Genomic DNA, 20,121 nt, shown 5'->3' with positions numbered 1-20,121 from the left:
CCGCACACCACGCTTATTCCGGCCGCAGGGGCTCCGGCACACTCGCCCCGGACCCCGCGCGAGTCCAACACCGGGAACCCGCGAGTCCAACGCTCCGGACCCGCGAGTTCGACGTTCGGGGCCGGTGAGTCCAACGTTGGCGGTGTCGTGAGTGTTGGACTCGGGGTCGTGACGGTTGGACTCGCGGGTCGTGAGTGTTGGACTCGCGAATTGGGTCGGTGCGTCGGACGACGGAACGGACGAGGGATGGATCTAGACATTCGGGATCGTGTCTACCTGGTGACCGGGGGCAGCAAGGGCCTCGGCCTCGCCACCGCGACGGCGCTCGTGGCGGACGGCGCGCGGGTGGTGCTCTCCGGGCGGGACAAGGGATCCGTCGACGCGGCGGTGGCCGGGCTCGGGGACCGGGCCGAGGGTGTGAGCTGTGACAACGCCGATCCGGCGACGCCGCGGCTGCTGCTGGATCGGGCGCGCGACCGGTTCGGCCGGGTGGACGGTCTGCTCGTGAGTGTGGGCGGGCCGCCGGCGGGCGTGGTCACGTCGGTGCCGGACGAGCAGTGGCGGGACGCGTTCGAGTCGGTGTTCCTCGGCACGGTGCGGCTGGCCAGGGAGGTCGCGGCCGAGCTGCCGGCCGGTGGATCGATCGCGTTCGTGCTGTCGACGTCGGTGCACGTGCCGATCGGCGAGCTCGGCATCTCCAACGGGCTGCGGCCGGGGCTGGCGATGGTCGCCAAGTCCCTCGCCAACGAGCTGGGCCCGCGCGGTGTTCGGGTCAACGGGTTGCTGCCGGGGCGGATCGCGACCGACCGGCTGACCTACCTCCAGTCGCGGTCCACCCCGGAGGCCAGGGCGGCGGCACTCGCGGCGATCCCGTTGCGCCGCGCCGGAGAGCCGGCCGAGTTCGGCCGGGTCGCCGCGTTCGTCCTGTCGCCGGCCGCGTCCTATCTCACCGGCGCGATGATCCCGGTGGACGGCGGGACGATGCCGACGTTCTAGTGTCGCGTGACCCTGAAACCTTTACGCCGCTGCGGCCAACGCGGCCCCTGGCCGCGTTGGAGAAAACCCAAGTACACCCAGTACGAGCGACCTTCCGCCGCCTTGCCAGGAACCACGTAGATCCACAGCGGACGCAAAGGAACAGGATCACGCGACACTAGCCGAGTAGCGCGGGGAGGTCGGCGCTGGTGATCACGTCGACCTGGCGCGGGAAGACCTTGCGGGTCAACACGTCGTGCACCTCGGCGTCGCCGTCGGCGCAGCGGTCGGCCAGGACGAACAGCCGGTAGTCGTGGTCGGCGGCGTCGCGGAGGGTGGAGAGCACCACGCCGCTCGTGGCGATGCCGGCGAGGACCAGCGTCGTCACGTCCCGGTCCGCCAGCCGCCGGGCAAGGTCCGTGGTGGAGAACGCGCCGACCCGGGTCTTGCGGACCACGATGTCCTCTGGCCTCGGCGCGAGGTCCGGGTGGACCTGGGTGGCCGGGTCGTCGGCGTGCATGGGCCGGCCCTCGGCGAGGCGGGAGAACAGCTTGTTGGTGGCGGGCACCGCCGCGTAGTCCTCGTCCGCGAACGCCACCCGGACGTAGCCGATGTGCGCGCCTCGGTCGCGGGCGACGGCGATGGTGTCGGCCATCCGGGGCACGAGCGCGTCGGCGTCGGCGATGTTGCCGACGATCCCGGCCTGGTAGCCCATCACGAGCAGCGCGGTCTGCTCGGGGTTGGCGGTGTCGGTCATTCCTTCTCCACATCGTTCGGTGTTGCGGGGGTCCTCAGTCGACGGTCGAGGACGGTCATCAGGAGCACCGCGGCACCGCCGGCCACGAGGATCACGGCGATCGTGTGCAGGCCGCGATCGGTGACCTCGGTCCGGAAGACCATGCCGGTGATCGTCGCGGAGGCGATCGACCCGGTGTAGCTGAACGTGCGGAACAGGCCCGACGCGGTGCCGATCTGGTCGGCGGGCGCCTGCGCGTACAGCGCGGTCTGGTTGCCGACGACAGAGGTGCCGGTGGTGACTCCGAAGAGGAGCGTCACCGCGACGGCCAGGACCACCGGGCTGTCGCCGACGAGGAACAGCAGCCGACCGTCGCGACGAGCATGCACAGCGCGGCGACGACGAGCGGCCCGAGGACCAGGTTCCGGCGCGAGATCGGCCCCGACACGATCGCGGACAGCGCGCCCATCGGAACGAGGATCAGGCCGGCCACCTCCGCGGAGTAGCCAGGGCCGGCCTCGAGCCACTGGATGATTCCGTAAAGGACGGTGTATGTGCACAGCTGCGTCAACCCGTTGCGCAGGTACGTGCGGGTGAGTGCGGAGTTCGACACTAGTTGCCGAACGTCGAAGAACGGCGTCGCGGCGCGCAGCTCCCACCACACCAGCGCGGCCGCGAGCACGACCGCCACGGCCAGTGCGGACCAGGTCGGGTCGGCCAGCGACATGAGGAAGACCACCAGCGCGGTCATCGCCCCGCCGAAGCCGACGATGCCGGCCACGTCTACCCGTGCCGCGACCACCCGGACGCGCCGGGCCTCCGCGGGCCGGTCGCGCGGCAGCCAGCACACGGCCACGGCGAGCGCCACGAGTGCGACCGGGACGTTGGCCAGGAACGCGGACCGCCAGCCGAACGCGCCGACCAGCAGGCCGCCGATCGGCGGGCCGATCGCGATGGTCGCCATGCCGGCGATCGCCAGCCCGCCGAGCACCTTGCCGGGCGGCTCGCCCACGCCCGCCCACTCGGCCCGCCGGCGGAGCAGCACCATCGCCGACGGGTAGCCGGCCGAGGTGCCGATGCCGATGAGCACGCGCGCCACGACCAGCGCCGTGAGGTTCCGGCCCACGCCGCCAGCGATGCCGCCGGCCAGTACGAGCAGGATGCCGGCCACGAACACCTTGCGCGGCCCGAACACCTCGGACAGCTTGCCCGCGGTCGGCTGGGCCACCACACAGGCGAGGTACAGCGAGGACACGAGCACGGACGCGTGGCCGACCGACGTGTGCATCGCGTCCGCGATCGGCACCAGGGCGGTCGCGATGATGGAGCTGTTGATCGGGTTGAGGACGGACCCCGTGTACAGCGGGGTGACGAACCGCCGACCGAAGGCAGTGCTCTGCTCGGCTTCCAGCGTCACCTGACCGCTGCTTCGGCGGGCACCGAGGCGGGTTTGGTGGCCGGGTTGACGATCACGATGTCACAGTGGACGGTCCGCCAGATCTCCCGGCTCGCGCTCGCGTCCATCAGCGCGGGCAGCCCGCCGTGCGTCGGCGCGCCGATGACGACCGCGCGCGCGTCGATGTCGTTGGCGTGCTGGCTGACCATCCGGCCCACCGCGCCGTGGTCGGCCGCGCCGCGCAGGACATAGCCGATCGCCGGGGTTCCGTTGGCCGCCAATCGTTCCAGGTGGGTGCGCACGAGCGCCTCGGCGGCTTCGAGCCGCTCGCCCTCGGCGATCGACTCGCTGGTGCTCGCGTTCTCCTGGGCGTGCAGCACGTGCACCGCCCGGCCGTTGATCGCGGCCAGCCGGCCGGCGGTCTCGGTGACCCGGCCGGCGATGGGGGAGTCGTCGATGGCCGCGACGATCGCGCCGTTGGCCGATCCGTTGCGCGACGGACCGAGCTCCACAGTGGACTCCACGGTGGACAGCGTGGGCGGCTCGGCAGGGCCGGCGACGCTCTCGGCCTGGACCCGCTCGGCCTCGTGGAGCTCCGCGTGCGCGGTGCGCAGGATGAGGATGCCGACGATCAGCGCGCCCGCGCCGATGTAGAACGGCACGTGGATGTTGGTGCCCTCGACGAGCTTGCCGGCCGCGTAGGGCGCGAGGCCGCCGCCGATGAAGCGGACGAACCCGTACGCGGCCGAGGCGACCGGGCGCTCCACGGGCGAGATCGTCATCACCGCCTGCGTGGTGACGGTGTTGTTCACGCCGATGAAGACGCCGGCCACGATGACGGCGACGACCAGGACCGTCGGCGTGGTCGTCCAGATCGCGATGACCAGCACCACGATCGCGAACAGGAACAGGTTGAGGTACAGCGTGCGGGCGATGCCGAGCCGGGCCTGCAGCCAGGGCGCGCCGAACACGGCGAAGATCGCGACGAGGATGCCCCAACCGGTGAACACGAGGCCGAGCTGGATCGCGCCGAGGCCCATCGGGAACGGCGCGTAGCCCAGGACCGTGAAGAACGCCCAGTTGTAGCAGAGCGCGGTGAGCGACATCGTGGCCAGGCCGCGGTGCTTCAACGCGCGCAACGGTTCCATGATGCTCGTCTTGTGGTCGGGTTTGGGCAGCGGCTCGACCAGCACCCAGGTGGCGATCATGGCGATGGCCATCAGCACGGCGACGCCGTAGAACGGGCCGCGCCAGCTGACGTTGCCGAGCAGGCCGCCGAGCAGCGGGCCGACCGCGATGCCGAGGCCGAGGGCGGTCTCGTAGAGGATGATCGCGCCGACGAACCCGCTGGTGGCCGAGGCCACGATGACGGCGAGGGAGGTCGCGATGAACAGCGCGTTGCCCACGCCCCAGCCGGCCCGGAAGCCGACGATGCCGGCGATGCTGTCCGAGGTGCCGGCGAGCGCGCTGAAGACGACGATCAGCGCGAGGCCGCCGAGCAGGGTGCGCTTGGCGCCGATGCGGCTGGACACCCAGCCGGTGATGAGCATGGCCACCGCGGTGATCACCAGGTAGCTCGTGAAGAGCAGGGTGACCTGGCTCGGGGTGGCGTTCAGGTCGTGCGAGATCGCCGGGAGGATCGGGTCGACCAGGCCGATGCCCATGAAGGACACGACGCAGGCGAAGGCCACCGCGAACACGGCCTTGGGTTGGGAGAAGGGGCTGGCCGCCGCGGGTGCGGAATGGCCACTCATGTGGTGCTCCGTTCTGGTTCGGCGCGGCCGGGCTCGGCCGCCAGCCGGGTCAGTGCGGTGATGGCAGGGAGCGCCGCGGTGAGCTTCTCCTGCTCCGGGGCGGTGAGCCGGTCCAGCAAGGTGGCCAGCCGCTCGGTCCGCACCGCCCGCCGGTGGGCGAGCTGCGCGCGGCCGGCGTCGGTGATGTGCACCCGGACCACCCGGCCGTCGTCGGGGTCGGGCAGCCGCCCGGCGAGGCCCGCGTCCTGCAGGCGGGTGATCAGCTGCGTCATCGCGGGCTGGCTCACGCCCTCCTGGACGGCGAGCTCGGTGAGCCGGGCTGGGCCGCGCCGGTCGAGGCTGGACAGGGTGGCCGCCGCGGTGAGGGACAGCCCGCTGAGCGGGGCCAACCGCCGGAACAGGCGGGTCAGCTCCTCCAGTGCGACGGAGACGTCACCGGCTGGCAACTGCATAATTTTACGTATATCACGTGCTTATGTATCTTCGCGCCGGGTGGGCGCGGTGAATAAGGTTAGGCATGCCTAATAACGGGATGACGCCGCGGTACTCGGCGCTGGAGCGGGCCCAGATGAAGGTGCTGGACAAGGCCGGGTCGCTGGCGATGGCGCCGACCCTGCCCCGGGTGTTCTACGACCAGTTCGGCATGACCGTGCACGCGGTCACCGAGCTGCACCCGAACCTGCGCCGGATCACCTTCCGGGCCGACGAGCTCGGCGGCTACCGGCCCGGCGGCGTCGATTCGCGCGAAGCAAAGTAGTTGGGTTGGTCGGTCTGCTCATCCTGCACGGCGACGCGGGCCCCGGATCCCGCTGGGCGACCGCCGCCGCACCGGGTGCCGAGGCGAAGGACCGCGGGGCGTCGACCTGGTCCTCACCGAGGGCGAGGCGGTAGCCCACCGGCGTGCTGGCGATGACCTCGGCGCCGACCTGGGACCGGGCCCGGGAGACCAGGACCTGGAGCGCCTTCGTCGGGTTCTCCGGCTGCTCGTCCGGCCAGAGCCCGTCCACCGGCCGGGCGGTGCTCGCGCCCGTGCGGAGGTCCTGCGCGAGGAGGGCGAGCAGGCCCCGCAGTCGCGGGCTGGTGACCTCCTGGTCGCGGCAGGCGACCCGGGACAGCAGGGTCAGCTCCATGGTCACCGAAGTGGGGTAGTCAGCCGCCCCGCCGGCGTCCGGATGGCGGAGCCTCCCGCACTTTCGCCCGCACTATCGGGCGATGTTGTTAACAGTTCCCCCGATGCCCGGCACATAGAGGTCGAGGCGCGCCGACGTGGGTGCGCCCGTCCTCACCGAGGGGTCAGATGAGATCGCTACCCCGGCCACGCCGCGCACTCGGCGCCGCGCTGGTCACCGCGATGGTCGCGGGTGCCGTCGGCCTCGTGGCCGCCGCCCCGGCCGGAGCCGGCACGACCGTCGACATCCGCCCGGCGTCCTGGGCGCGCACCGACTCACGCGCGCCGCACCAGACCATCACCACCGGCGACGCCCTGGTGGGCGCCTGGCGCGACGCCGCCGGCAAGGTCCACAAGTCCAAGTCCTACTTCACCTTCGACCTCACCCGGCTCCGCGGCACCGACGTGCAGCTGGTCGAGCTCGGGTTCACCGAGCTCGCGGTGACCGACTGCGCCAAGCCACGTGCCACCGAGCTGTGGCTGACCACCCCGGCCACCCGGCCGACCTGGGCCGACCAGCCCAAGGAGCTCGTCAAGCTCCCCGGCCCGGATGCCCTCGGCTGCCCGTGGTCGTTCGTCGAGTGGGACGGCACCGACGTCGTCCGCGCGGCGCTCAAGGCGGGCAAGACCTCGATCACCCTGGTGCTGCGCATGGCCGAGCGCCGGATGGGCGATGTCGCCTACGGCCGCACCCACGCCACCGACCCGGCGATGATCGTCACCCGCAACACCCCGCCGGCCGCGCCGACCACCCTGCGCGTCGGCCAGGAGTTCTCCGCCGGGCACGACTGCGCCGAACCCGACATCGTCCTCGGTGGCGGCGGGATCACGGTCAGCGGCGAGGCGGCCGACCCGGACGGCGAGTCCGGGCTGCGGGCTCGGATCTCCTTCTGGGCCACCGACAACCCGGTCGACACACGAGAGGTCGTCACGAGCGTCTTCGGTGACTTCGGCGCCTCGTTCCCGGCCGACCTGACCAGCGACGGCGGCGCCTATGCGTGGCGGGCCAGGGCCGAGGACGGAGACGGCGCGGTGTCGGCGTGGACGGCGCCGTGCATGTTCACGATCGACCGGACCGCGCCCGACGCCCCGCCGACGGTCGAGTCGGCGGACTACCCGGAGAACGGCGGCCCACCCGGCTCCGGTGGCGACGGCGTTGCGGGAGAGTTCACCTTCACCGCGAACGGCGTGGCCGACGTGGTCCGCTACGAGTGGGAGGGCATCGGCGTGCCGGGTGGCTCGACCGACGCCGCCGCGCCGGGCGGCCCGGCGACGGTCAGCATCACACCGGCCTCGGACGGCCCGCTCAGCATCAGCGTGCGCAGCGTCGACCGCGCCGGCAACCGTTCCGAGTCACGGACCTACCGGTTCTGGGTGCGTGCGACCGCTCCCGAGGTGTCGCTGGAGCCGCGGTACGTCATCGGCGACCCCGTCGACCCCACCTTCACCGCGCGGCAGGACGGCGCCGTGACGTTCACCTACCGGCTCGACGAGGGGCCGGAGGTCGCCGTGCCGGTGGGCGCGGACGGCACGGCGAGAGTCGTCCTCGACGTCCCGCGCACCGAGCCGTACCACCACCAGTTCGCGGTGTGGAGCACCACCGCGGCCGGCCAGCGGTCGGGGGTCACCGAGCGCTCGTTCCAGATCGACCCGGCGATCCCCGAGATCACGGGCGAGGCGCCGAACGGGATGATGATCGGCGAGCCCATCCGGCTCACCTTCACGCCCGGGATGGCCGGCGTCGTCTCCTACACCTGGTGGGTGGACGACGGAACCCGGACGACCGTGCCGGCCGAGCCGGACGGGACGGCCGGCACGACCTACGTCCCCACCGTGGGCGGCTTCCAGTTCGTCAACGTCTTCAGCACCACCTCCGCCGGCGTCGAGTCGGGTGTCGCCTGGGCGCAGCTCGTGGTCGCGGACGGCGCTCCGGAGGTCACCAGCGAGCAGTACCCGGAGTGGTCCGAGGGCGGCGGTCCGGGGACGCCCGGCACGTTCGCGTTCGACTCGCCGCTGCCCGGCGTGGTCGAGTACCGGTACGTGCTCAACGACGGTGCGGAGCAGACCGTGGCCGCCGGGGCGGACGGCACCGCGAGCGCCGAGCTGACGCCGACCGCGCCGGGCCGCCACGTCCTGCGGGTGCGTGCCGGCACGGCGTCGGGGTTGGTGTCCGGGGAGCGGACCTACGAGTTCTACGTGCAGGCCGTGGGGCCGGTCGTCACCGGGCCCTCCCAGGTCACGATGGGGGTGCCGGCCGAGTTCGCGTTCGCCGCGCAGCTGGCCGGGTCCACCGAGTTCGGCTACCAGGTCGACGGCGGCGAGAAGATCACTGTTGCGGTCGCGGACGGCGCGGCGACGGTGCGGGTGACCGCCACGGAATGGGGACAGCACGTGATCTCCGTGGAGAGCCGCACGCCGGAGGGCGTCGTCTCCGGGGCGAGCGAGTTCTACTTCTACGCCTACGAATGACCCGGGTGGGGCGGTTCCGGCCGCCCCACCCCGTTCGGTCAGTCGAGGACCGGGTGGCCGGTGGTGACGTCGACGTGGTCGGGGACCTCCTCGTGGTCGTCGCCGACCGACAGGGTGCCGGTCGGCTCGACGAGCAGGACCGCGGCGCCGGCCTTCGACGACGGCTTGTGGAAGGTGCCGCGCGGGACGACGAACACCGAGCCCTGCGGGAGCGTGACGGTCCGCTCGCCGGCCGGCTCGCGCAGGGCGATGTCGATCTCGCCGTCGAGGACGAGGAAGAACTCGTCGGTGTCGTTGTGGACGTGCCACACGTGCTCGCCGGCGACCTTGGCGAGGCGGATGTCGTAGTCGTTGAGGTAGGCGATGATCCGCGGGCTCCAGATGGCGTCGAACCCGTCGAGTGCGGTTCTGAGGTCGATCGGCTGCATGCCTCCATCCTGGGTGTGGCGCGCGGCCGGCACGACTGCTAGGAATCGCATATGTCGCATGATTTCTCGCACCGGGTCGCGCTGCTCGTGGACGAGGGGTCCAACCCGTTCGAGCTCGGTGTGGCGACCGAGCTGTTCGGCCTGCGCCGGCCCGAGCTGCACCGGTCCTGGTACGACTTCACGCTGTGCGCGGCCCGGCCGCGGGTGCGGATGCACCTGGGCATGGTCACGCTTTCCGGCGTCGCCGGGCTCGACGCGGCGGATGCCGCCGACACACTGATCGTGCCGAACCGTCCCGACGCCGACCAGCCAGTCCACCCGGCGGTCCGCGCGGCGATCGTGCGGGCGGCGGATCGCGGGGCGCGCCTGGTGAGCTTCTGCACCGGCGCGTTCGCCCTCGCCGACGCGGGTGTGCTGGACGGCAGGCGGGCGACGACGCACTGGCGCTGGGCGGAGGAGTTCGTCCGCCGCTTTCCGTTGGTACGCCTGGAACCGGACGTGCTCTTCGTCGACGACGGCGACGTGCTCACGGCCGCGGGCAGCGCCGCGGCGCTCGACCTCGGTCTGCACCTGATCCTGCGTGACCACGGTGCCGAGGTGGCGAACGCGGTCAGCCGGCGGCTGGTGTTCCCCGGCCACCGCGACGGTGGCCAGCAGCAGTTCATCGAGCGACCGGTCCCCGCGGTGCCCGACACGTCCCTGGCCCCGGTCCTGGCCTGGGCCCGCGCCCGGCTGGACCGGCCGCTGACCGTGCCCGACCTGGCCACCCGGGCCGCGACGAGCCAGGCCACCCTGCACCGCCGCTTCCGCGCGGAGCTCGGCACGACCCCGCTCGCATGGCTCACGACCGAACGCGTGACCCTGGCCTGCCAGCTCATCGAACGCGGCGAGCTCCGCCTGGACCGGGTCGCCGCGGCGAGCGGACTGGGCACGGCGGCGAACCTGCGTGCCCGGCTCCGCCGGCACACCGGACTGACGCCGTCGGCCTACCGCCGCCGCTTCGGCCCCGCCGCCTGATCCTGGTGCAGCCGGCGGATGTCGCGGACGAAGGACCAGGTCAGCGCGGCCAGTGCGGCGGCGACCAGGATCGTCGTGAGCACCCGCGGGAGCAGGCCGGCCGCGGCCACCACCAGAACCACACCCTGGGCCGCGGCCACGGTCTTGCTCGCCGTGCTCGGCGGCAGCGGCCGGCGCAGCCACGGCAGCACCACGCCCGCCAGCACGAACGCGTACCGCCACGCGCCGATCGCCAGCACCCACGCGCCCATCAGGGTGGCGACGTGCAGGCTCAGCACCAGGATGAGCAGCGCGTCGATCTCCATGTCGAACCGGGCACCCAGCCGGGTGGCGGTGGCGGTGCCGCGGGCCACCCGGCCGTCGACCGCGTCCATGGCGAGCGCGACCGACGCCACGGTGACCAGTACCGGAACCGTCGCCGGGGCCCGCATCGTGTCCGTCACCAGCGCGATCACCGCACCGACGAGCGCCGACCGCGCCAGGGTGACATGGTTGGCCGGGCCCAGGGCCGGCGCGCCGGCGCGGTGCAGGCCCGCGGCGAGGGCGCCGCACACGACCGCGGCGTAGAGCAGGGCGGGCAGCCAGGACCACCGGCCGAGGCCGAAGGCGCCGAGCACGGCCAGCAACGCCACCTGCTCGCCCATGCCGACGGCTACCGCCCGCAGCGGGAGCATGGCGCCTCCCCGAAGCCGTAAGGTGATCATGAGCATAGACCGGAGGAGGGCGCGCCCATGGAGCGTGCGTTCTGGCTGACCGCGCCCGGCCACTGTGAGATCCGGCCGGTCGACCTGCCGAGACCCGGCCCGGACGACGTCCTCGTGCGCACCCTGTACTCGGGCGTCAGCAGAGGTACCGAGTCGCTCGTGTTCCGTGGCGGTGTCCCGGCGAGCCAGCACGAGGTCATGCGCGCGCCATTCCAGGAGGGTGACTTCCCCGCGCCGGTCAAGTACGGCTACCTCAACGTCGGGGTCGTCGAGGAGGGTCCCGCGCACCTGCGCGGCCGGACCGTGTTCTGCCTCTACCCGCACCAGACCCGCTACGTCGTGCCGGCCACGGCGGTGACCCCGGTACCCGACACCGTGCCGCCGGAGCGGGCCGTGCTCACCGGGACGGTGGAGACCGCGGTCAACGCGGTCTGGGACGCCGCGCCACTGGTCGGCGACCGGATCGCGGTCGTCGGCGCGGGCATGGTCGGCGCGTCGGTCGCCACGGTGCTCGCCGGCTTCCCGGCCACCCGGGTGCAGCTGGTCGACGTCGACCCGCGCCGGGCGGCCGTGGCCGAGGCGGTCGGGGTCGAGTTCGCCACTCCCGAGACGGCCGCGCCGGACTGCGACCTGGTCATCCACGCCAGCGCGTCCGACGCGGGGTTGCGGCGGTCGCTCGAGCTGCTCGCCGTCGAGGGCACGGTGATCGAGCTCAGCTGGTACGGCGACCGGCCGGTGAGCGTGCCGCTGGGGGAGTGGTTCCACTCCCGCCGGCTCACGCTGCGGGCGAGCCAGGTGGGCATGGTCTCACCCGCCCAGCGCGGTCGCCGCGGCTACGCCGAGCGGCTCGCGGTCGCCATGAACCTGCTGGTCGACCCCGGTTTCGACGCGTTGGTCACCAACGAGTGCCGGTTCGACGAGCTGCCGGTCGTCCTGCCCGGGTTGATCAGTGATGAACCGTCCGCGCTCTGCCTGCGTGTTACCTATGACAGCACATAGTCGACCGTAGGAGCGCCGGGTGTTCAGCCTCACCGTCCGTGACCACGTGATGGTCGCGCACAGCTTCACCGGCGAGGTGTTCGGCCCCGCGCAACGCCTCCACGGCGCCACGTTCGTCGTGGACGCCACGTTCGCCCGCGCCGAGCTGGACGCGGACAACATCGTCGTCGACATCGGGCTCGCCACCGGTCAGCTGGGCGAGGTCCTCGCCGACCTGAACTACCGCAACCTCGACGAGGTGCCCGAGTTCGCCGGCATCAACACCTCCACCGAGTTCCTGGCCAAGGTCGTCGCCGACCGGCTCGCCGACCGCGTGCACGCCGGCTCCCTCGGCGAGGGCGCCCGCGGTCTGGCCACGATCGGCGTCACGCTGCGCGAGTCCCATGTCGCCTGGGCAAGTTATGAGCGTGTCCTGTGAGCGATGACCCCGTGACGTTCGTCCTTCCCGGCGACGTCGACGATGTGATGCTGGCCAGCGGCGGCAACACCTACGACCGGCGGATGTGTGACGTCCTCGGCCCGCGGCTGCGGGCGGTCACCCTGCCCGGCAAGTGGCCCACGCCGGACGCCGCCGCCTCGTGCGCGCTGGACGGGGCACTCGCCAACGTCCCCGACGGGTCGGTCGTGCTGCTGGACGGGCTCGTGGCCTGCGGCGTGCCGCACGTCGTCGCGCCGCACGCGCGCCGGTTGCGACTCGCGATCCTGCTGCACCTGCCGCTCGGCGACGAGACGGGGCTGCCCGCCGACCACGCCGAACGGCTCGACGCCAAGGAGCGCGAGACGGTGCGCGCCGTTGCCGCGGTGATCGCGACCAGCGCCTGGGCCGGCCGGCGGATCGTCGAGCACCACGGCCTCCGCATGGAGAAGGTGCACGTCGTGCCGCCGGGCACCGACCCCGCGCCGCTCGCGACCGGGAGCGACGGCTCGCGGCTGCTGTGCCTCGGGTCGATCACCCCGCGCAAGGGCCAGGACGTGCTCGCCGAGGCGCTCGCCGGCATCGTCGACCTGCCCTGGACCTGCGAATGCGTCGGGTCCGTCCGCCGCGACCCCGGCTATGTCGAGCGGCTGCGCGGGCTGATCACCTGGCACGGGCTCACGGGCCGGATGTCGCTGGCCGGCGCGCTGCCGGACGCGGACCTCCGGACCGCGTGGGCCGAGACCGACCTGCTGGTGCTGCCCTCGCGCGGGGAGACGTTCGGCATGGTCGTCACCGAGGCGCTCGCCCGCGGGATCCCCGTGCTGACCACGGACGTCGACGCGTTGCCCGACACGCTCGGCCGCACCCAGGACGACGGCGTGCCCGGGATCCTGGTGCCGGCCGACGACGCGCCCGCGTTGAGCGAGGCGCTGCGCCGCTACCTCACCCGGCCGATGCTCCGCGACCGGCTCCGCACGGCCGCCCGCGAGCGGCGGCGCCGACTCGAGGACTGGGACGCGGCGGCCGGGCGCCTCGCCGGTGTGCTCGCCCAACTGCGAGGGGAGCCGTCATGGGCAGCCTGAGTCTCAGGAAGGCATGGGCCTGGCTTCGGCTGCTCCTCGGCGCCGGCATCGTCGGGGCGCTGGTGTGGAAGGTCGGCGGCAGCGGGTTCGTCGACGGCGTCCGCGTCGTCGGCCTCGGCGAGATCGCCGCGGCACTCGGCATCGGCTTGACGACGACCGGGCTCTGCGCGTGGCGCTGGTGCCTGGTGGCCCGCCGGCTCGGCCTGCGGCTTCCGCTGGGGCGCGCGCTCCCGGACTACTACCGGGCGATTTTCCTCAACTCGGTGCTGCCGGCGGGCGTGCTCGGCGACGTGCACCGCGCGGTCAAGCACGGCAAGGACGAGGGCGACGTCGGCGCCGGGGTCCGCGCGGTCGTCCTGGAGCGGACGGCCGGTCAGGTGGTGGTGGTCGCGGCAGGGGTCGTGGTGCTGCTGGCCACGCCGATCGCCGCCGCCCGCGACATCGGGCTGGCCGTGATGGCCGTGGCGGTCGCGGTCGTGGCCGCTTACCTCGCGGGACGGCGCTGGGCGCGCCCCGGGTCGCGTTGGCACCGTACGCTCGAGGATGTCCGTCATGGTCTGCTCGCTCGTGACGCGTGGCCGGGGATCGCGCTGCTGTCCGCGGCGGCACTCGCCGGGCACGTCACGTTGTTCGTGATCGCGGCGCAGGCCGCCGGGGCCACGCTGCCGGTCGAGAAGCTCGTGCCGATCGCCGTCGTGGCGCTGCTCGCGATGGGGCTGCCGGTGAACATCGGTGGTTGGGGACCACGGGAAGGCGCGACCGCGTTGATGTTCGCCGCGGCCGGCGTCGGCGCCGCACAGGGGCTCACCGCCGCGGTGGCGTACGGGTTGCTCGGGCTGGTGTCGAGCCTGCCGGGAGCGTTGGTGCTGCTGCGCCGGGAACGGGAGAAGACGACAACATGACTGATCTGGCCGACGTCGGGCGGCAGGAAGCGATCGAGCGGCTGGTCGACACGCGGCTGCCCACCGGGTACGGGGAGTTCCGTGCCGTCGGCTACCTCGACCGGCAAGGACACGAGCATGTCGCGCTCGTGTACGGCGACATCACCGGGCGGCCCGCGCTGACCCGGCTGCACTCGGAGTGCCTCACCGGCGACGTGTTCGCCTCCACCCGCTGCGAGTGCGGCGAGCAACTGGCCTCGGCGCTGCGGAAGATCGTGGGCGCGGGTGCCGGGGTGCTCGTCTACCTGAAGGGCCACGAGGGCCGCGGGATCGGGCTCGTGGCGAAGCTGCGGGCGATGCGGCTGCAGGAGGAGGGGCTCGACACGGTCGAGGCCAACCTCGCGCTGGGCCTACCCGTCGACGCCCGCGACTACGACGTCGCGGCCGAGATCCTCCGCGACCTCGGGGTGCGCTCGGTTCGGCTGCTGTCGAACAACCCGAAGAAGCTGGACTCGTTGCGCCGCAACGGGATCCTGATCGCCGAGCGGGTGCCGCTGCTGGTCGCGCCGCGGGACGAGAACGTGCGGTACCTGAGCACCAAGCGCGAGCGGCTGGGCCACCTGCTGCCTCACCTGTCCAGCGCGGCGAGCACGCCGGCGAACGAGTCGACGAGGCTCGCGAGCGCGGCGCCGCCCTTCGCCGCGGACGCGAGGGACGGGCGGCCGACCACCCCGGACTCGGTGTAGGCCCGCAGGCCGAGGGTGAGGAACCGGTCGCGGTCGTCGGCCAGCTCGTCGTGCTCGGCGTAGTCGGGCGCCACCAGGTCCGGGTGGGCGTGCAGCAGGATGGAGGTCTCGAGCTCGCCGGCGTGCATGTCACTGTCCGGCCCGGTCTCGACGCCGCCTGCCGTGCGCGCGGTCATCCAGTCCACCTCGGTCGGGAACAGCGCCATCCGCTCGCCGCGCGCGCTCGCCTCCTGGACCACATTGGACAGTACGTAGTTGCCACCGTGGCCGCTGACCAGGGCGAGCTTGTCGATCCCGCTCCGGCGCAACGACTCCGCGACGTCGGTGACGGTGGCGTACAGGGTGGCCGCGGAGATGCTGACCGTGCCGACCCAGCCGGCGTGCTCGTGCGAGCAGGAGATCGTGACCGGCGGCAGCTGCAACACCCGGTGCGCGCCGCCGACCGCCCGCGCGACGGTCACCGCGATGACCGTGTCGGTGGCGAGCGGGAGGAGCGCCCCGTGCTGCTCGAAACTGCCGACGGGCAGGAGGGCCACCTCGGCGCGGCGATCCCGTTCCTCGACAGCGGTACTGGTGGGGAGCAGGTAGTCGATCATGGGGTGTCCTCGATACGGTTGCCGGCATGGTTGGGCGGATCTGGTCGGTGCTGCTCGAGTTCGCGCCGGCGCGAGAGGCGATGCGGCGCGAGGTGCGGGTCGCGGTCGACCTTGTCATGGACGCGGCCGAGGACGCGCAGGTCCGGCAACGGGAACGGCACCGGACCGCGCTCGGCCGCACCGAGCACCAGCTCGGCGACCTGCGTGACCGCGTCGCCGAGCTGACCGCCGCCAACGCGGACCTGACCGGGGTCAACGCGTCCCTGCGGGGCGAGCTGGCCGAGCGCGAGGAGGCGGCGGAGCGCGAGCTGGCCGAGCGCGAGGAGTTCGCGCTGCGGCTGGTGCGCGAGCAGGAGGCCGCCGAGGCGGAGCTGTGGCACGGCACGACGACCGACGTCTTCTGCTGCCAGTCCTGCTGGGCGTTCTGGTTCCTCAGCACCACGCCGGACCGGACCAGCTGCACCGTGCGCGGCCCCTTCGGCCGGCACGACACCGCGTGCACGGTGTGCGCGGACCCGCTGGTGGCCCTGCCCGCCGCGAAGAGCGTGGTGCACCGCAAGGGCGCGGAGGACCGGGTGAGCCGCCCGGCCGGTGACGACACGGCGACCCGGGCGGACGTCGCCGGCGCCGAGCTGGACGCCATCGCCCAAGGCCTCGGCCGGCTACCGAAGGTGGCGAGCCGGACGGTCGCCTGGGTCGCCACCGACCTCACGGGCGCACCGGACCTGCCGGCCAAGGTCCTCGGCGAGATCGCGACCCGCACGACGATGCCCGTGCCACTGGACGGGATCGTGGCGGGGATCCACGCCTTCGCCGAGGTCAGGACGCCTCGACAGCCTTCTTGATGCGTTGGCCGAACGCGGGTGCGTCCTTGCGGGCGGCGCTCAGGGCGAAGCCGGCGACGAGCTTGCCGAGACCGTGGCCCTCCAGGACGTTGAAGATCCGCAACCGGGTGCGCGTGTCCGAGACGGACTCGAAGTCGTAGCCGCCCTCCTTGGCTGTGACGAGGTTCTTCGACTGCTCCGCCCAGCGGATCGTGGTGTCCGGCACGAGCTCGGTGATGCGGAACTCCCTGGCGGACTTGAGGCCCGCGTCCTTGACCGAGCTGGTGAACACGGTGCCGACGGCGGTCGGCCCCTCGGGCTTCTTGTCGATGTGCCGCACCCGCGGACTGAACTCGGGATCGTTCAGCCCGTCGGCGAGAAAGGCGAACACCTCCGCGACGGGACGGTCGATCTCGACGGTGGCCTCGAACTGACCGGCCATGCTCTCTCTCCTCCGGGTTGTGCCAGCCCCTGGCGTGGAGCAGGAGCATCATCCCAGAAGACCTACCCGGGGCCGCCGATCAGGCCCAGGCTGATCGCGCGCAGCGTGGCGCGGGTGCGGTCCCGCACGCCGAGCTTGGTGAGGATCGAGGAGATGTGGTTCTTCACCGTGCCCTCGGCGAGCACGAGCAGCTCGGCGATCTCCCGGTTCGAGTGGCCGTTGGCCATCATGCGCAGGACGTCCAGCTCGCGGGCGGTCAGCTCGGCGGGCGGCCCGGCGGGCGGCGCCGCCCGGTCGAACGCCGGCGGGTGTTGCTCGAGCCTGCGGACCAGCGTCGACGTGACGGCGGGCTGGATCAGGTGGCCGCCCGCGTGCAGGGTGCGGATCGCGTGCCGCAGCTCGTCGAGCGTCACGTCCTTGAGCAGGTAGCCGCGAGCCCCGGCGCGCAGGGCGCCGACCACGAGCTCGTCGTCGTCGAAGGTGGTCAGGACGAGGACCGGCGGTGGCGCGTCGCGGTCGGCCAGCGCCCGCAGCACGCCGATGCCGTCCAGCCGCGGCATGCGCAGGTCGAGCAGCAGGACGTCGATCTCGGTGTCCTCGAGGACCCGCAGGGTCTCGACCCCGTCCCACGCCTCGGCCACCACGGCGAACTCGTCGGTCATCTCGAGCAGGCCGCGGATGCCTTGCCGGACAAGGGTTTGGTCGTCGGCAACACACACCCGGATCATGACGCGGGCAGCCTGGCCCGGAGCCGGAACCCGCGGTCCGGCTCGGTCTCGTAGGTCAGCGCCCCGCCCAGGTTCTCCAGCCGCTCGCGCATGCCGGTCAGCCCGTTGCCCGGCCGCACGGACGCCGCGCCACGGCCGTCGTCGCGCGCGGCGACGAGCACGTCCGGGCCGTCCTTGGTGACCGTGATCGACAGGTGGTCGGCGTCGGCGTGCCGGACCGTGTTCGTGACGATCTCCTGCACGCAGCGCACCAGCGCGTGCGTGGCCGGGGTCGGTGAACTCCAGGTCGTCGTCGATGTCCAGCTGTACCGACGGTTTGGGGATGCCGGTCATCGCGCCGAACGCGGCGGTCACCTCGTCCGGGGTCGCGCGCAGCCGGCCGACCGCGCGGCGCAGGTCGGCGAGCAGCTCCTTGGCCGTGCGGCGGGCCTGCTCGACGTGCTTGGCGGCGTCGCCGTCGGACTGGTGCGACGCGACCTCGAGCTCCAGCGCGAGCGCGGTGAGCTGGTGGCCCACCAGGTCGTGTAGCTCGCGCGAGATCCGCAGCCGCTCGCCGGCCTCCGCGGTGCTGCGCAGCCGCGACTGGGCGGCCTCCAACTCCTCGCGGGTCCGCGCCTCCCGCAGCGCGATGACCGCCATCAGCGCGGCGAAGAACTGGAACCCGGCGAACAGGGCCGTCGTGCTCAGGATGTTCGCCGGCGGCGTCCCGAGCTGCCCGACGGCGATCACCGCGGTCTGCGCCGACACCACCGCGATGGCGCCACGTACCCCCAGCACGAACGCCGCCGAGGTGCCCGAGGTGACCAGGCAGACCGCGCTGAACGTCAGCTTCGGTGCGAGCAGGTACACCGCGGCCGCGGTGAGGCACAGCGTCGCCAGCCAGAGCTCGGGCCCGGGACCCCACCGGCCCAGCGGCCGGATGTCGAGCAGCAGCACGGCGAGGAACGCGGCATAGGCGGTCCACCACAGCCAGGGTGCGACGCCGAATGCCCACGGCCCGTCGGAGAGCTGCTCGATCAGGACCACGACCCCCACCGTGACGGTCAAGAACAACGCCGTCCCCAGCCGCAGCCCCACGCCCCGGTAGTTCTCCGCCACGCCGTCCATCATGGGCCACCCGGCAAGCCCCGTGGACGTGCCGAAAGTCATGACCGCGAACCATGACCGGCGGCACAAGCGAAAGGGATCCCTTGCTTCCTACCGTTCTCGTACGGAGCTGGGGAGGAAGACATGCTGGGACATCCCGAACAGATCCACGCCTGGACCATCGGCTGGTATCGCGAGGCCGAGGAAAGCCGCCTCGCGAAAGCCGCGCGCACGGAACCCGAGAAGAACCACCACGAGGACCAGAGCGGCGTGGACGCCGAGTCCGTGGTGCCCACGACCGTGACCGCGGCCGCCACGTACTCGGAGTCCACATAGGACGACCGACGCGGCACGCACGGCGTCCGTCCGGGTGCGCTCAGGGACGGGCCTCGAGCACCTGGTTGAACGGCGTCTCCGCGACCCGGGCGAACCGGGTGAACCCTCCCGCGGTCGCGACGTCGCGGAGCCGCGCCTGGCCAGCCTGGGTGCCGAGTGCGAGGCCGACGTCCTGGGACAGCGACGACGGCGTGCACAGCAGCGTCGAGAAGCCGTAGTAGGCGCGGCCGACCGGGTTGAGGTTGTCCTCGACGTGGTCGCCGGCCATCGGCTCGCCGATCATCCAGGTGCCGTCAGCGGCGACCGCGTCGCGCACGTGCCGGGCCGCGCCGACCGGGTCGCCCATGTCGTGCAGGCAGTCGAACATCGTCACGAGGTCGAAGCCCTTGCCCCTGAACCCGTTGGCCGGCGCGACCTCGAACCGCACCCGGTCGGTCACTCCGGCCTCGTGCGCGCGGGCGCGGGCGGTCTCGATCGACTCGGTGTGGTAGTCCGACCCGACGAACGTCGAGCTGGGGAACGCCTGCGCCATGAGGATCGTCGAGGCGCCGTGCCCGCAGCCGACGTCGGCGACCGTGGCGCCGGCCTGGAGCTTCGCCACCACGCCGTCCAGCGCGGGCAGCCAGCCCTCCACCAGGTTCGCGTTGTAGCTCGGCCGGAAGAACCGCTCGCACCCGAGGTGCACGTCGGTGTGGTGCTCGTGCCAGCCGATGCCCGACCCGCCACGCGCGGCGGCCAGCACCTGCTCGGTGTCGTGCACGGTGCCCAGCGCGATCTGGAAGAAGCCGGGCAGGAAGGCCGGGCTGTCCTCGACGGTGAGCGCGACCGCGTGCTCGGGTGGCAGCGTGTACCGGCCGGTGGCCGGGTCGTAGGTGACGTAGCGGCCCGCCGCCTGGGCGTTCAGCCACTCGCGCACGTACGGCTGGGCGGTGCCGCTGCGGTCGGCTAGCTCCGCGGCCGTGGTCGCCTCCTCGGCGGCCAGGATGCGGTAGTAGCCGAGCTTGTCGCCCATCACGACCAGCGCGGCGTTGAGCGTGGCGCCGACCTCGTCGACCGCCCGGAAGACGAACTGCATGACCTTCTCGACGTCCACTTCGGCCGCCGGCTGCGTTGCCGGTCATCTGCGTTCCTTTCGGTTCCCCTGCTGAGGATCCGGAACTTAGGAACGGGTGGTGGCCCGCCGCATCAGGTGCCCCACCTAGTACGGCAGCCGCACTTGCCGGTTGGGCTATGTTTGCAGGTGACGGCGTAGTCGGGTGCGGTGGTGGAACCAGCGGGCGCGGGCTTGGTGGCGTCGGCGCCACCAGGTCCAGTGCAGGTGGTGGGCTTGGGGTTG

At 72.6% G+C, this 20,121-nt stretch carries 24 protein-coding genes and 2 pseudogenes; 11 read left to right on the top strand and 15 right to left on the bottom strand.

Annotated features, from left to right (window positions below):
• Window positions 1-246: 246 nt before the first annotated feature.
• Window positions 247-996 carry an SDR family oxidoreductase gene (locus tag GEV28_RS27190; protein WP_291415078.1) on the top strand — a complete coding sequence of 250 codons (750 nt, stop codon included), beginning with the start codon at window positions 247-249 and terminating at the stop codon, window positions 994-996.
• Window positions 997-1,153: 157 nt separating this feature from the next.
• On the opposite strand, the gene GEV28_RS27185 is transcribed toward GEV28_RS27190, so the two are convergent.
• From GEV28_RS27185 to GEV28_RS27165, 5 genes are read right to left on the bottom strand one after another with little or no spacing between them, the layout of a single operon-like run.
• Entirely contained in the window at window positions 1,154-1,732 is a 579-nt protein-coding gene (locus GEV28_RS27185; RefSeq protein WP_291415076.1) for a cysteine hydrolase family protein, read from the bottom strand.
• Window positions 1,729-2,049: a hypothetical protein gene (locus tag GEV28_RS27180; RefSeq protein ID WP_291415074.1), complete on the bottom strand. Its 321-nt coding sequence runs from the start codon at window positions 2,047-2,049 to the stop codon at window positions 1,729-1,731. The genes GEV28_RS27185 and GEV28_RS27180 overlap by 4 nt, the downstream gene beginning before the upstream one ends.
• Window positions 2,028-3,128 (bottom strand): MFS transporter, encoded by a 1,101-nt coding sequence (locus GEV28_RS27175; RefSeq protein WP_291415072.1) that lies wholly within the window; start codon window positions 3,126-3,128, stop codon window positions 2,028-2,030. Before GEV28_RS27175 ends, GEV28_RS27180 begins: the two co-directional genes overlap by 22 nt.
• Complete coding sequence (locus GEV28_RS27170; protein WP_291415070.1) at window positions 3,125-4,861, bottom strand: MFS transporter; 1,737 nt, start codon at window positions 4,859-4,861, stop codon at window positions 3,125-3,127. Before GEV28_RS27170 ends, GEV28_RS27175 begins: the two co-directional genes overlap by 4 nt.
• Complete coding sequence (locus GEV28_RS27165) at window positions 4,858-5,313, bottom strand: MarR family transcriptional regulator (RefSeq protein ID WP_291415068.1); 456 nt, start codon at window positions 5,311-5,313, stop codon at window positions 4,858-4,860. Before GEV28_RS27165 ends, GEV28_RS27170 begins: the two co-directional genes overlap by 4 nt.
• A 65-nt stretch (window positions 5,314-5,378) precedes the next feature.
• On the opposite strand from GEV28_RS27165, the gene GEV28_RS27160 reads away from it, so the two are divergent.
• Complete coding sequence (locus GEV28_RS27160; protein WP_291415066.1) at window positions 5,379-5,618, top strand: hypothetical protein; 240 nt, start codon at window positions 5,379-5,381, stop codon at window positions 5,616-5,618.
• Here the strand turns inward: GEV28_RS27160 and GEV28_RS27155 are convergent.
• Window positions 5,551-5,997, bottom strand: coding sequence for a hypothetical protein (locus tag GEV28_RS27155; protein ID WP_291415064.1), 447 nt, complete (start codon window positions 5,995-5,997; stop codon window positions 5,551-5,553). The genes GEV28_RS27160 and GEV28_RS27155 overlap by 68 nt on opposite strands.
• Before the next feature lie 161 nt (window positions 5,998-6,158).
• On the opposite strand from GEV28_RS27155, the gene GEV28_RS27150 reads away from it, so the two are divergent.
• The gene (locus tag GEV28_RS27150) at window positions 6,159-8,498 is read left to right on the top strand and encodes a hypothetical protein (RefSeq protein ID WP_291415062.1); all 2,340 of its coding nucleotides are present in this window, start codon (window positions 6,159-6,161) and stop codon (window positions 8,496-8,498) included.
• A 38-nt stretch (window positions 8,499-8,536) separates the two neighbouring features.
• Here the strand turns inward: GEV28_RS27150 and GEV28_RS27145 are convergent, their stop codons facing one another.
• The gene (locus GEV28_RS27145) at window positions 8,537-8,926 is read right to left on the bottom strand and encodes a cupin domain-containing protein (RefSeq protein ID WP_291415061.1); all 390 of its coding nucleotides are present in this window, start codon (window positions 8,924-8,926) and stop codon (window positions 8,537-8,539) included.
• Window positions 8,927-8,977: 51 nt separating this feature from the next.
• Between GEV28_RS27145 and GEV28_RS27140 the strand changes: the two genes are divergently transcribed.
• A complete protein-coding gene (locus GEV28_RS27140; RefSeq protein ID WP_291415059.1) occupies window positions 8,978-9,943 on the top strand; it encodes a helix-turn-helix domain-containing protein in 966 nt (321 codons plus the stop codon).
• On the opposite strand, the gene GEV28_RS27135 is transcribed toward GEV28_RS27140, so the two are convergent.
• The gene (locus GEV28_RS27135; RefSeq protein ID WP_291415057.1) at window positions 9,913-10,617 is read right to left on the bottom strand and encodes a CDP-alcohol phosphatidyltransferase family protein; all 705 of its coding nucleotides are present in this window, start codon (window positions 10,615-10,617) and stop codon (window positions 9,913-9,915) included. The two genes, GEV28_RS27140 and GEV28_RS27135, sit on opposite strands and share 31 nt — an antisense overlap.
• Window positions 10,618-10,674: 57 nt before the next feature.
• Here GEV28_RS27135 and GEV28_RS27130 point away from each other — a divergent pair, with 57 nt between their 5' ends.
• The 5 genes from GEV28_RS27130 to ribA are packed head-to-tail and all read left to right on the top strand — an operon-like array spanning window position 10,675 to window position 14,773.
• Window positions 10,675-11,646: a dehydrogenase gene (locus GEV28_RS27130; protein WP_291415055.1), complete on the top strand. Its 972-nt coding sequence runs from the start codon at window positions 10,675-10,677 to the stop codon at window positions 11,644-11,646.
• A gap of 19 nt (window positions 11,647-11,665) precedes the next feature.
• Window positions 11,666-12,064 carry a 6-carboxytetrahydropterin synthase gene (locus GEV28_RS27125; protein WP_291415054.1) on the top strand — a complete coding sequence of 133 codons (399 nt, stop codon included), beginning with the start codon at window positions 11,666-11,668 and terminating at the stop codon, window positions 12,062-12,064.
• Window positions 12,065-12,111: 47 nt separating this feature from the next.
• Window positions 12,112-13,146 (top strand): glycosyltransferase family 4 protein, encoded by a 1,035-nt coding sequence (locus GEV28_RS27120; RefSeq protein ID WP_291415095.1) that lies wholly within the window; start codon window positions 12,112-12,114, stop codon window positions 13,144-13,146.
• Window positions 13,134-14,048, top strand: coding sequence for a lysylphosphatidylglycerol synthase transmembrane domain-containing protein (locus tag GEV28_RS27115; protein ID WP_291415053.1), 915 nt, complete (start codon window positions 13,134-13,136; stop codon window positions 14,046-14,048). The genes GEV28_RS27120 and GEV28_RS27115 overlap by 13 nt, the downstream gene beginning before the upstream one ends.
• The gene (ribA, locus tag GEV28_RS27110) at window positions 14,045-14,773 is read left to right on the top strand and encodes a GTP cyclohydrolase II (protein ID WP_291415052.1); all 729 of its coding nucleotides are present in this window, start codon (window positions 14,045-14,047) and stop codon (window positions 14,771-14,773) included. Before GEV28_RS27115 ends, ribA begins: the two co-directional genes overlap by 4 nt.
• Here the strand turns inward: ribA and GEV28_RS27105 are convergent.
• Complete coding sequence (locus tag GEV28_RS27105; protein ID WP_291415051.1) at window positions 14,656-15,369, bottom strand: creatininase family protein; 714 nt, start codon at window positions 15,367-15,369, stop codon at window positions 14,656-14,658. The genes ribA and GEV28_RS27105 overlap by 118 nt on opposite strands.
• A gap of 26 nt (window positions 15,370-15,395) precedes the next feature.
• Here GEV28_RS27105 and GEV28_RS27100 point away from each other — a divergent pair, with 26 nt between their 5' ends.
• Window positions 15,396-16,214: a hypothetical protein gene (locus GEV28_RS27100; protein WP_291415050.1), complete on the top strand. Its 819-nt coding sequence runs from the start codon at window positions 15,396-15,398 to the stop codon at window positions 16,212-16,214.
• On the opposite strand, the gene GEV28_RS27095 is transcribed toward GEV28_RS27100, so the two are convergent.
• From GEV28_RS27095 to GEV28_RS42560, 5 genes and pseudogenes are all read right to left on the bottom strand, one after another.
• A complete protein-coding gene (locus GEV28_RS27095) occupies window positions 16,189-16,635 on the bottom strand; it encodes an SRPBCC family protein (protein ID WP_291415049.1) in 447 nt (148 codons plus the stop codon). The genes GEV28_RS27100 and GEV28_RS27095 overlap by 26 nt on opposite strands.
• A gap of 62 nt (window positions 16,636-16,697) precedes the next feature.
• A complete protein-coding gene (locus tag GEV28_RS42575) occupies window positions 16,698-17,048 on the bottom strand; it encodes a response regulator transcription factor (RefSeq protein ID WP_367115198.1) in 351 nt (116 codons plus the stop codon).
• A pseudogene (locus GEV28_RS42570) lies at window positions 17,028-17,342 on the bottom strand (response regulator transcription factor); the annotation flags it as partial. The gene GEV28_RS42575 and the pseudogene GEV28_RS42570, both read right to left, overlap by 21 nt.
• Before the next feature lie 17 nt (window positions 17,343-17,359).
• Window positions 17,360-17,605, bottom strand: a complete 246-nt coding sequence (locus tag GEV28_RS42565; RefSeq protein ID WP_367115197.1) for a sensor histidine kinase — start codon at window positions 17,603-17,605, stop codon at window positions 17,360-17,362.
• 133 nt (window positions 17,606-17,738) lie between these two features.
• Window positions 17,739-18,002 (bottom strand): annotated as a pseudogene (locus GEV28_RS42560) (histidine kinase); the annotation flags it as partial.
• Window positions 18,003-18,593: 591 nt separating this feature from the next.
• Here GEV28_RS42560 and GEV28_RS27085 point away from each other — a divergent pair.
• On the top strand, window positions 18,594-18,785 hold the full coding sequence (locus tag GEV28_RS27085; RefSeq protein WP_291415047.1) for a hypothetical protein: 192 nt from the start codon (window positions 18,594-18,596) through the stop codon (window positions 18,783-18,785).
• Between the two features lie 40 nt (window positions 18,786-18,825).
• Here GEV28_RS27085 and GEV28_RS27080 read toward each other — a convergent pair whose 3' ends face one another.
• Entirely contained in the window at window positions 18,826-19,860 is a 1,035-nt protein-coding gene (locus tag GEV28_RS27080; protein ID WP_291415046.1) for a class I SAM-dependent methyltransferase, read from the bottom strand.
• Window positions 19,861-20,121: the final 261 nt, after the last annotated feature.

Origin of the sequence: Actinophytocola sp. (assembly GCF_009379765.1) — a bacterium.
In the GTDB taxonomy this organism is placed as follows: domain Bacteria; phylum Actinomycetota; class Actinomycetes; order Mycobacteriales; family Pseudonocardiaceae; genus Actinophytocola.
The sequence above is the reverse complement of the archived record's forward strand: the minus strand, read 5'-3'. Positions and strand labels throughout refer to the sequence as shown.

Excerpts from the sequence above, each read along its gene's own strand:
- GEV28_RS27190 (WP_291415078.1), top strand. The coding sequence starts at position 247 with ATGGATCTAGACATTCGGGATCGTGTCTACCTGGTGACCGGGGGCAGC.
- GEV28_RS27185 (WP_291415076.1), bottom strand. The coding sequence starts at position 1,732 with ATGACCGACACCGCCAACCCCGAGCAGACCGCGCTGCTCGTGATGGGC.
- GEV28_RS27170 (WP_291415070.1), bottom strand. The coding sequence starts at position 4,861 with ATGAGTGGCCATTCCGCACCCGCGGCGGCCAGCCCCTTCTCCCAACCC.
- GEV28_RS27165 (WP_291415068.1), bottom strand. The coding sequence starts at position 5,313 with ATGCAGTTGCCAGCCGGTGACGTCTCCGTCGCACTGGAGGAGCTGACC.
- GEV28_RS27160 (WP_291415066.1), top strand. The coding sequence starts at position 5,379 with ATGCCTAATAACGGGATGACGCCGCGGTACTCGGCGCTGGAGCGGGCC.
- GEV28_RS27150 (WP_291415062.1), top strand. The coding sequence starts at position 6,159 with ATGAGATCGCTACCCCGGCCACGCCGCGCACTCGGCGCCGCGCTGGTC.
- GEV28_RS27145 (WP_291415061.1), bottom strand. The coding sequence starts at position 8,926 with ATGCAGCCGATCGACCTCAGAACCGCACTCGACGGGTTCGACGCCATC.
- GEV28_RS27140 (WP_291415059.1), top strand. The coding sequence starts at position 8,978 with ATGTCGCATGATTTCTCGCACCGGGTCGCGCTGCTCGTGGACGAGGGG.
- GEV28_RS27135 (WP_291415057.1), bottom strand. The coding sequence starts at position 10,617 with ATGCTCCCGCTGCGGGCGGTAGCCGTCGGCATGGGCGAGCAGGTGGCG.
- GEV28_RS27130 (WP_291415055.1), top strand. The coding sequence starts at position 10,675 with ATGGAGCGTGCGTTCTGGCTGACCGCGCCCGGCCACTGTGAGATCCGG.
- GEV28_RS27120 (WP_291415095.1), top strand. The coding sequence starts at position 12,112 with ATGCTGGCCAGCGGCGGCAACACCTACGACCGGCGGATGTGTGACGTC.
- GEV28_RS27115 (WP_291415053.1), top strand. The coding sequence starts at position 13,134 with ATGGGCAGCCTGAGTCTCAGGAAGGCATGGGCCTGGCTTCGGCTGCTC.
- ribA (WP_291415052.1), top strand. The coding sequence starts at position 14,045 with ATGACTGATCTGGCCGACGTCGGGCGGCAGGAAGCGATCGAGCGGCTG.
- GEV28_RS27105 (WP_291415051.1), bottom strand. The coding sequence starts at position 15,369 with ATGATCGACTACCTGCTCCCCACCAGTACCGCTGTCGAGGAACGGGAT.
- GEV28_RS27100 (WP_291415050.1), top strand. The coding sequence starts at position 15,396 with ATGGTTGGGCGGATCTGGTCGGTGCTGCTCGAGTTCGCGCCGGCGCGA.
- GEV28_RS27095 (WP_291415049.1), bottom strand. The coding sequence starts at position 16,635 with ATGGCCGGTCAGTTCGAGGCCACCGTCGAGATCGACCGTCCCGTCGCG.
- GEV28_RS27085 (WP_291415047.1), top strand. The coding sequence starts at position 18,594 with ATGCTGGGACATCCCGAACAGATCCACGCCTGGACCATCGGCTGGTAT.
- GEV28_RS27080 (WP_291415046.1), bottom strand. The coding sequence starts at position 19,860 with ATGCAGTTCGTCTTCCGGGCGGTCGACGAGGTCGGCGCCACGCTCAAC.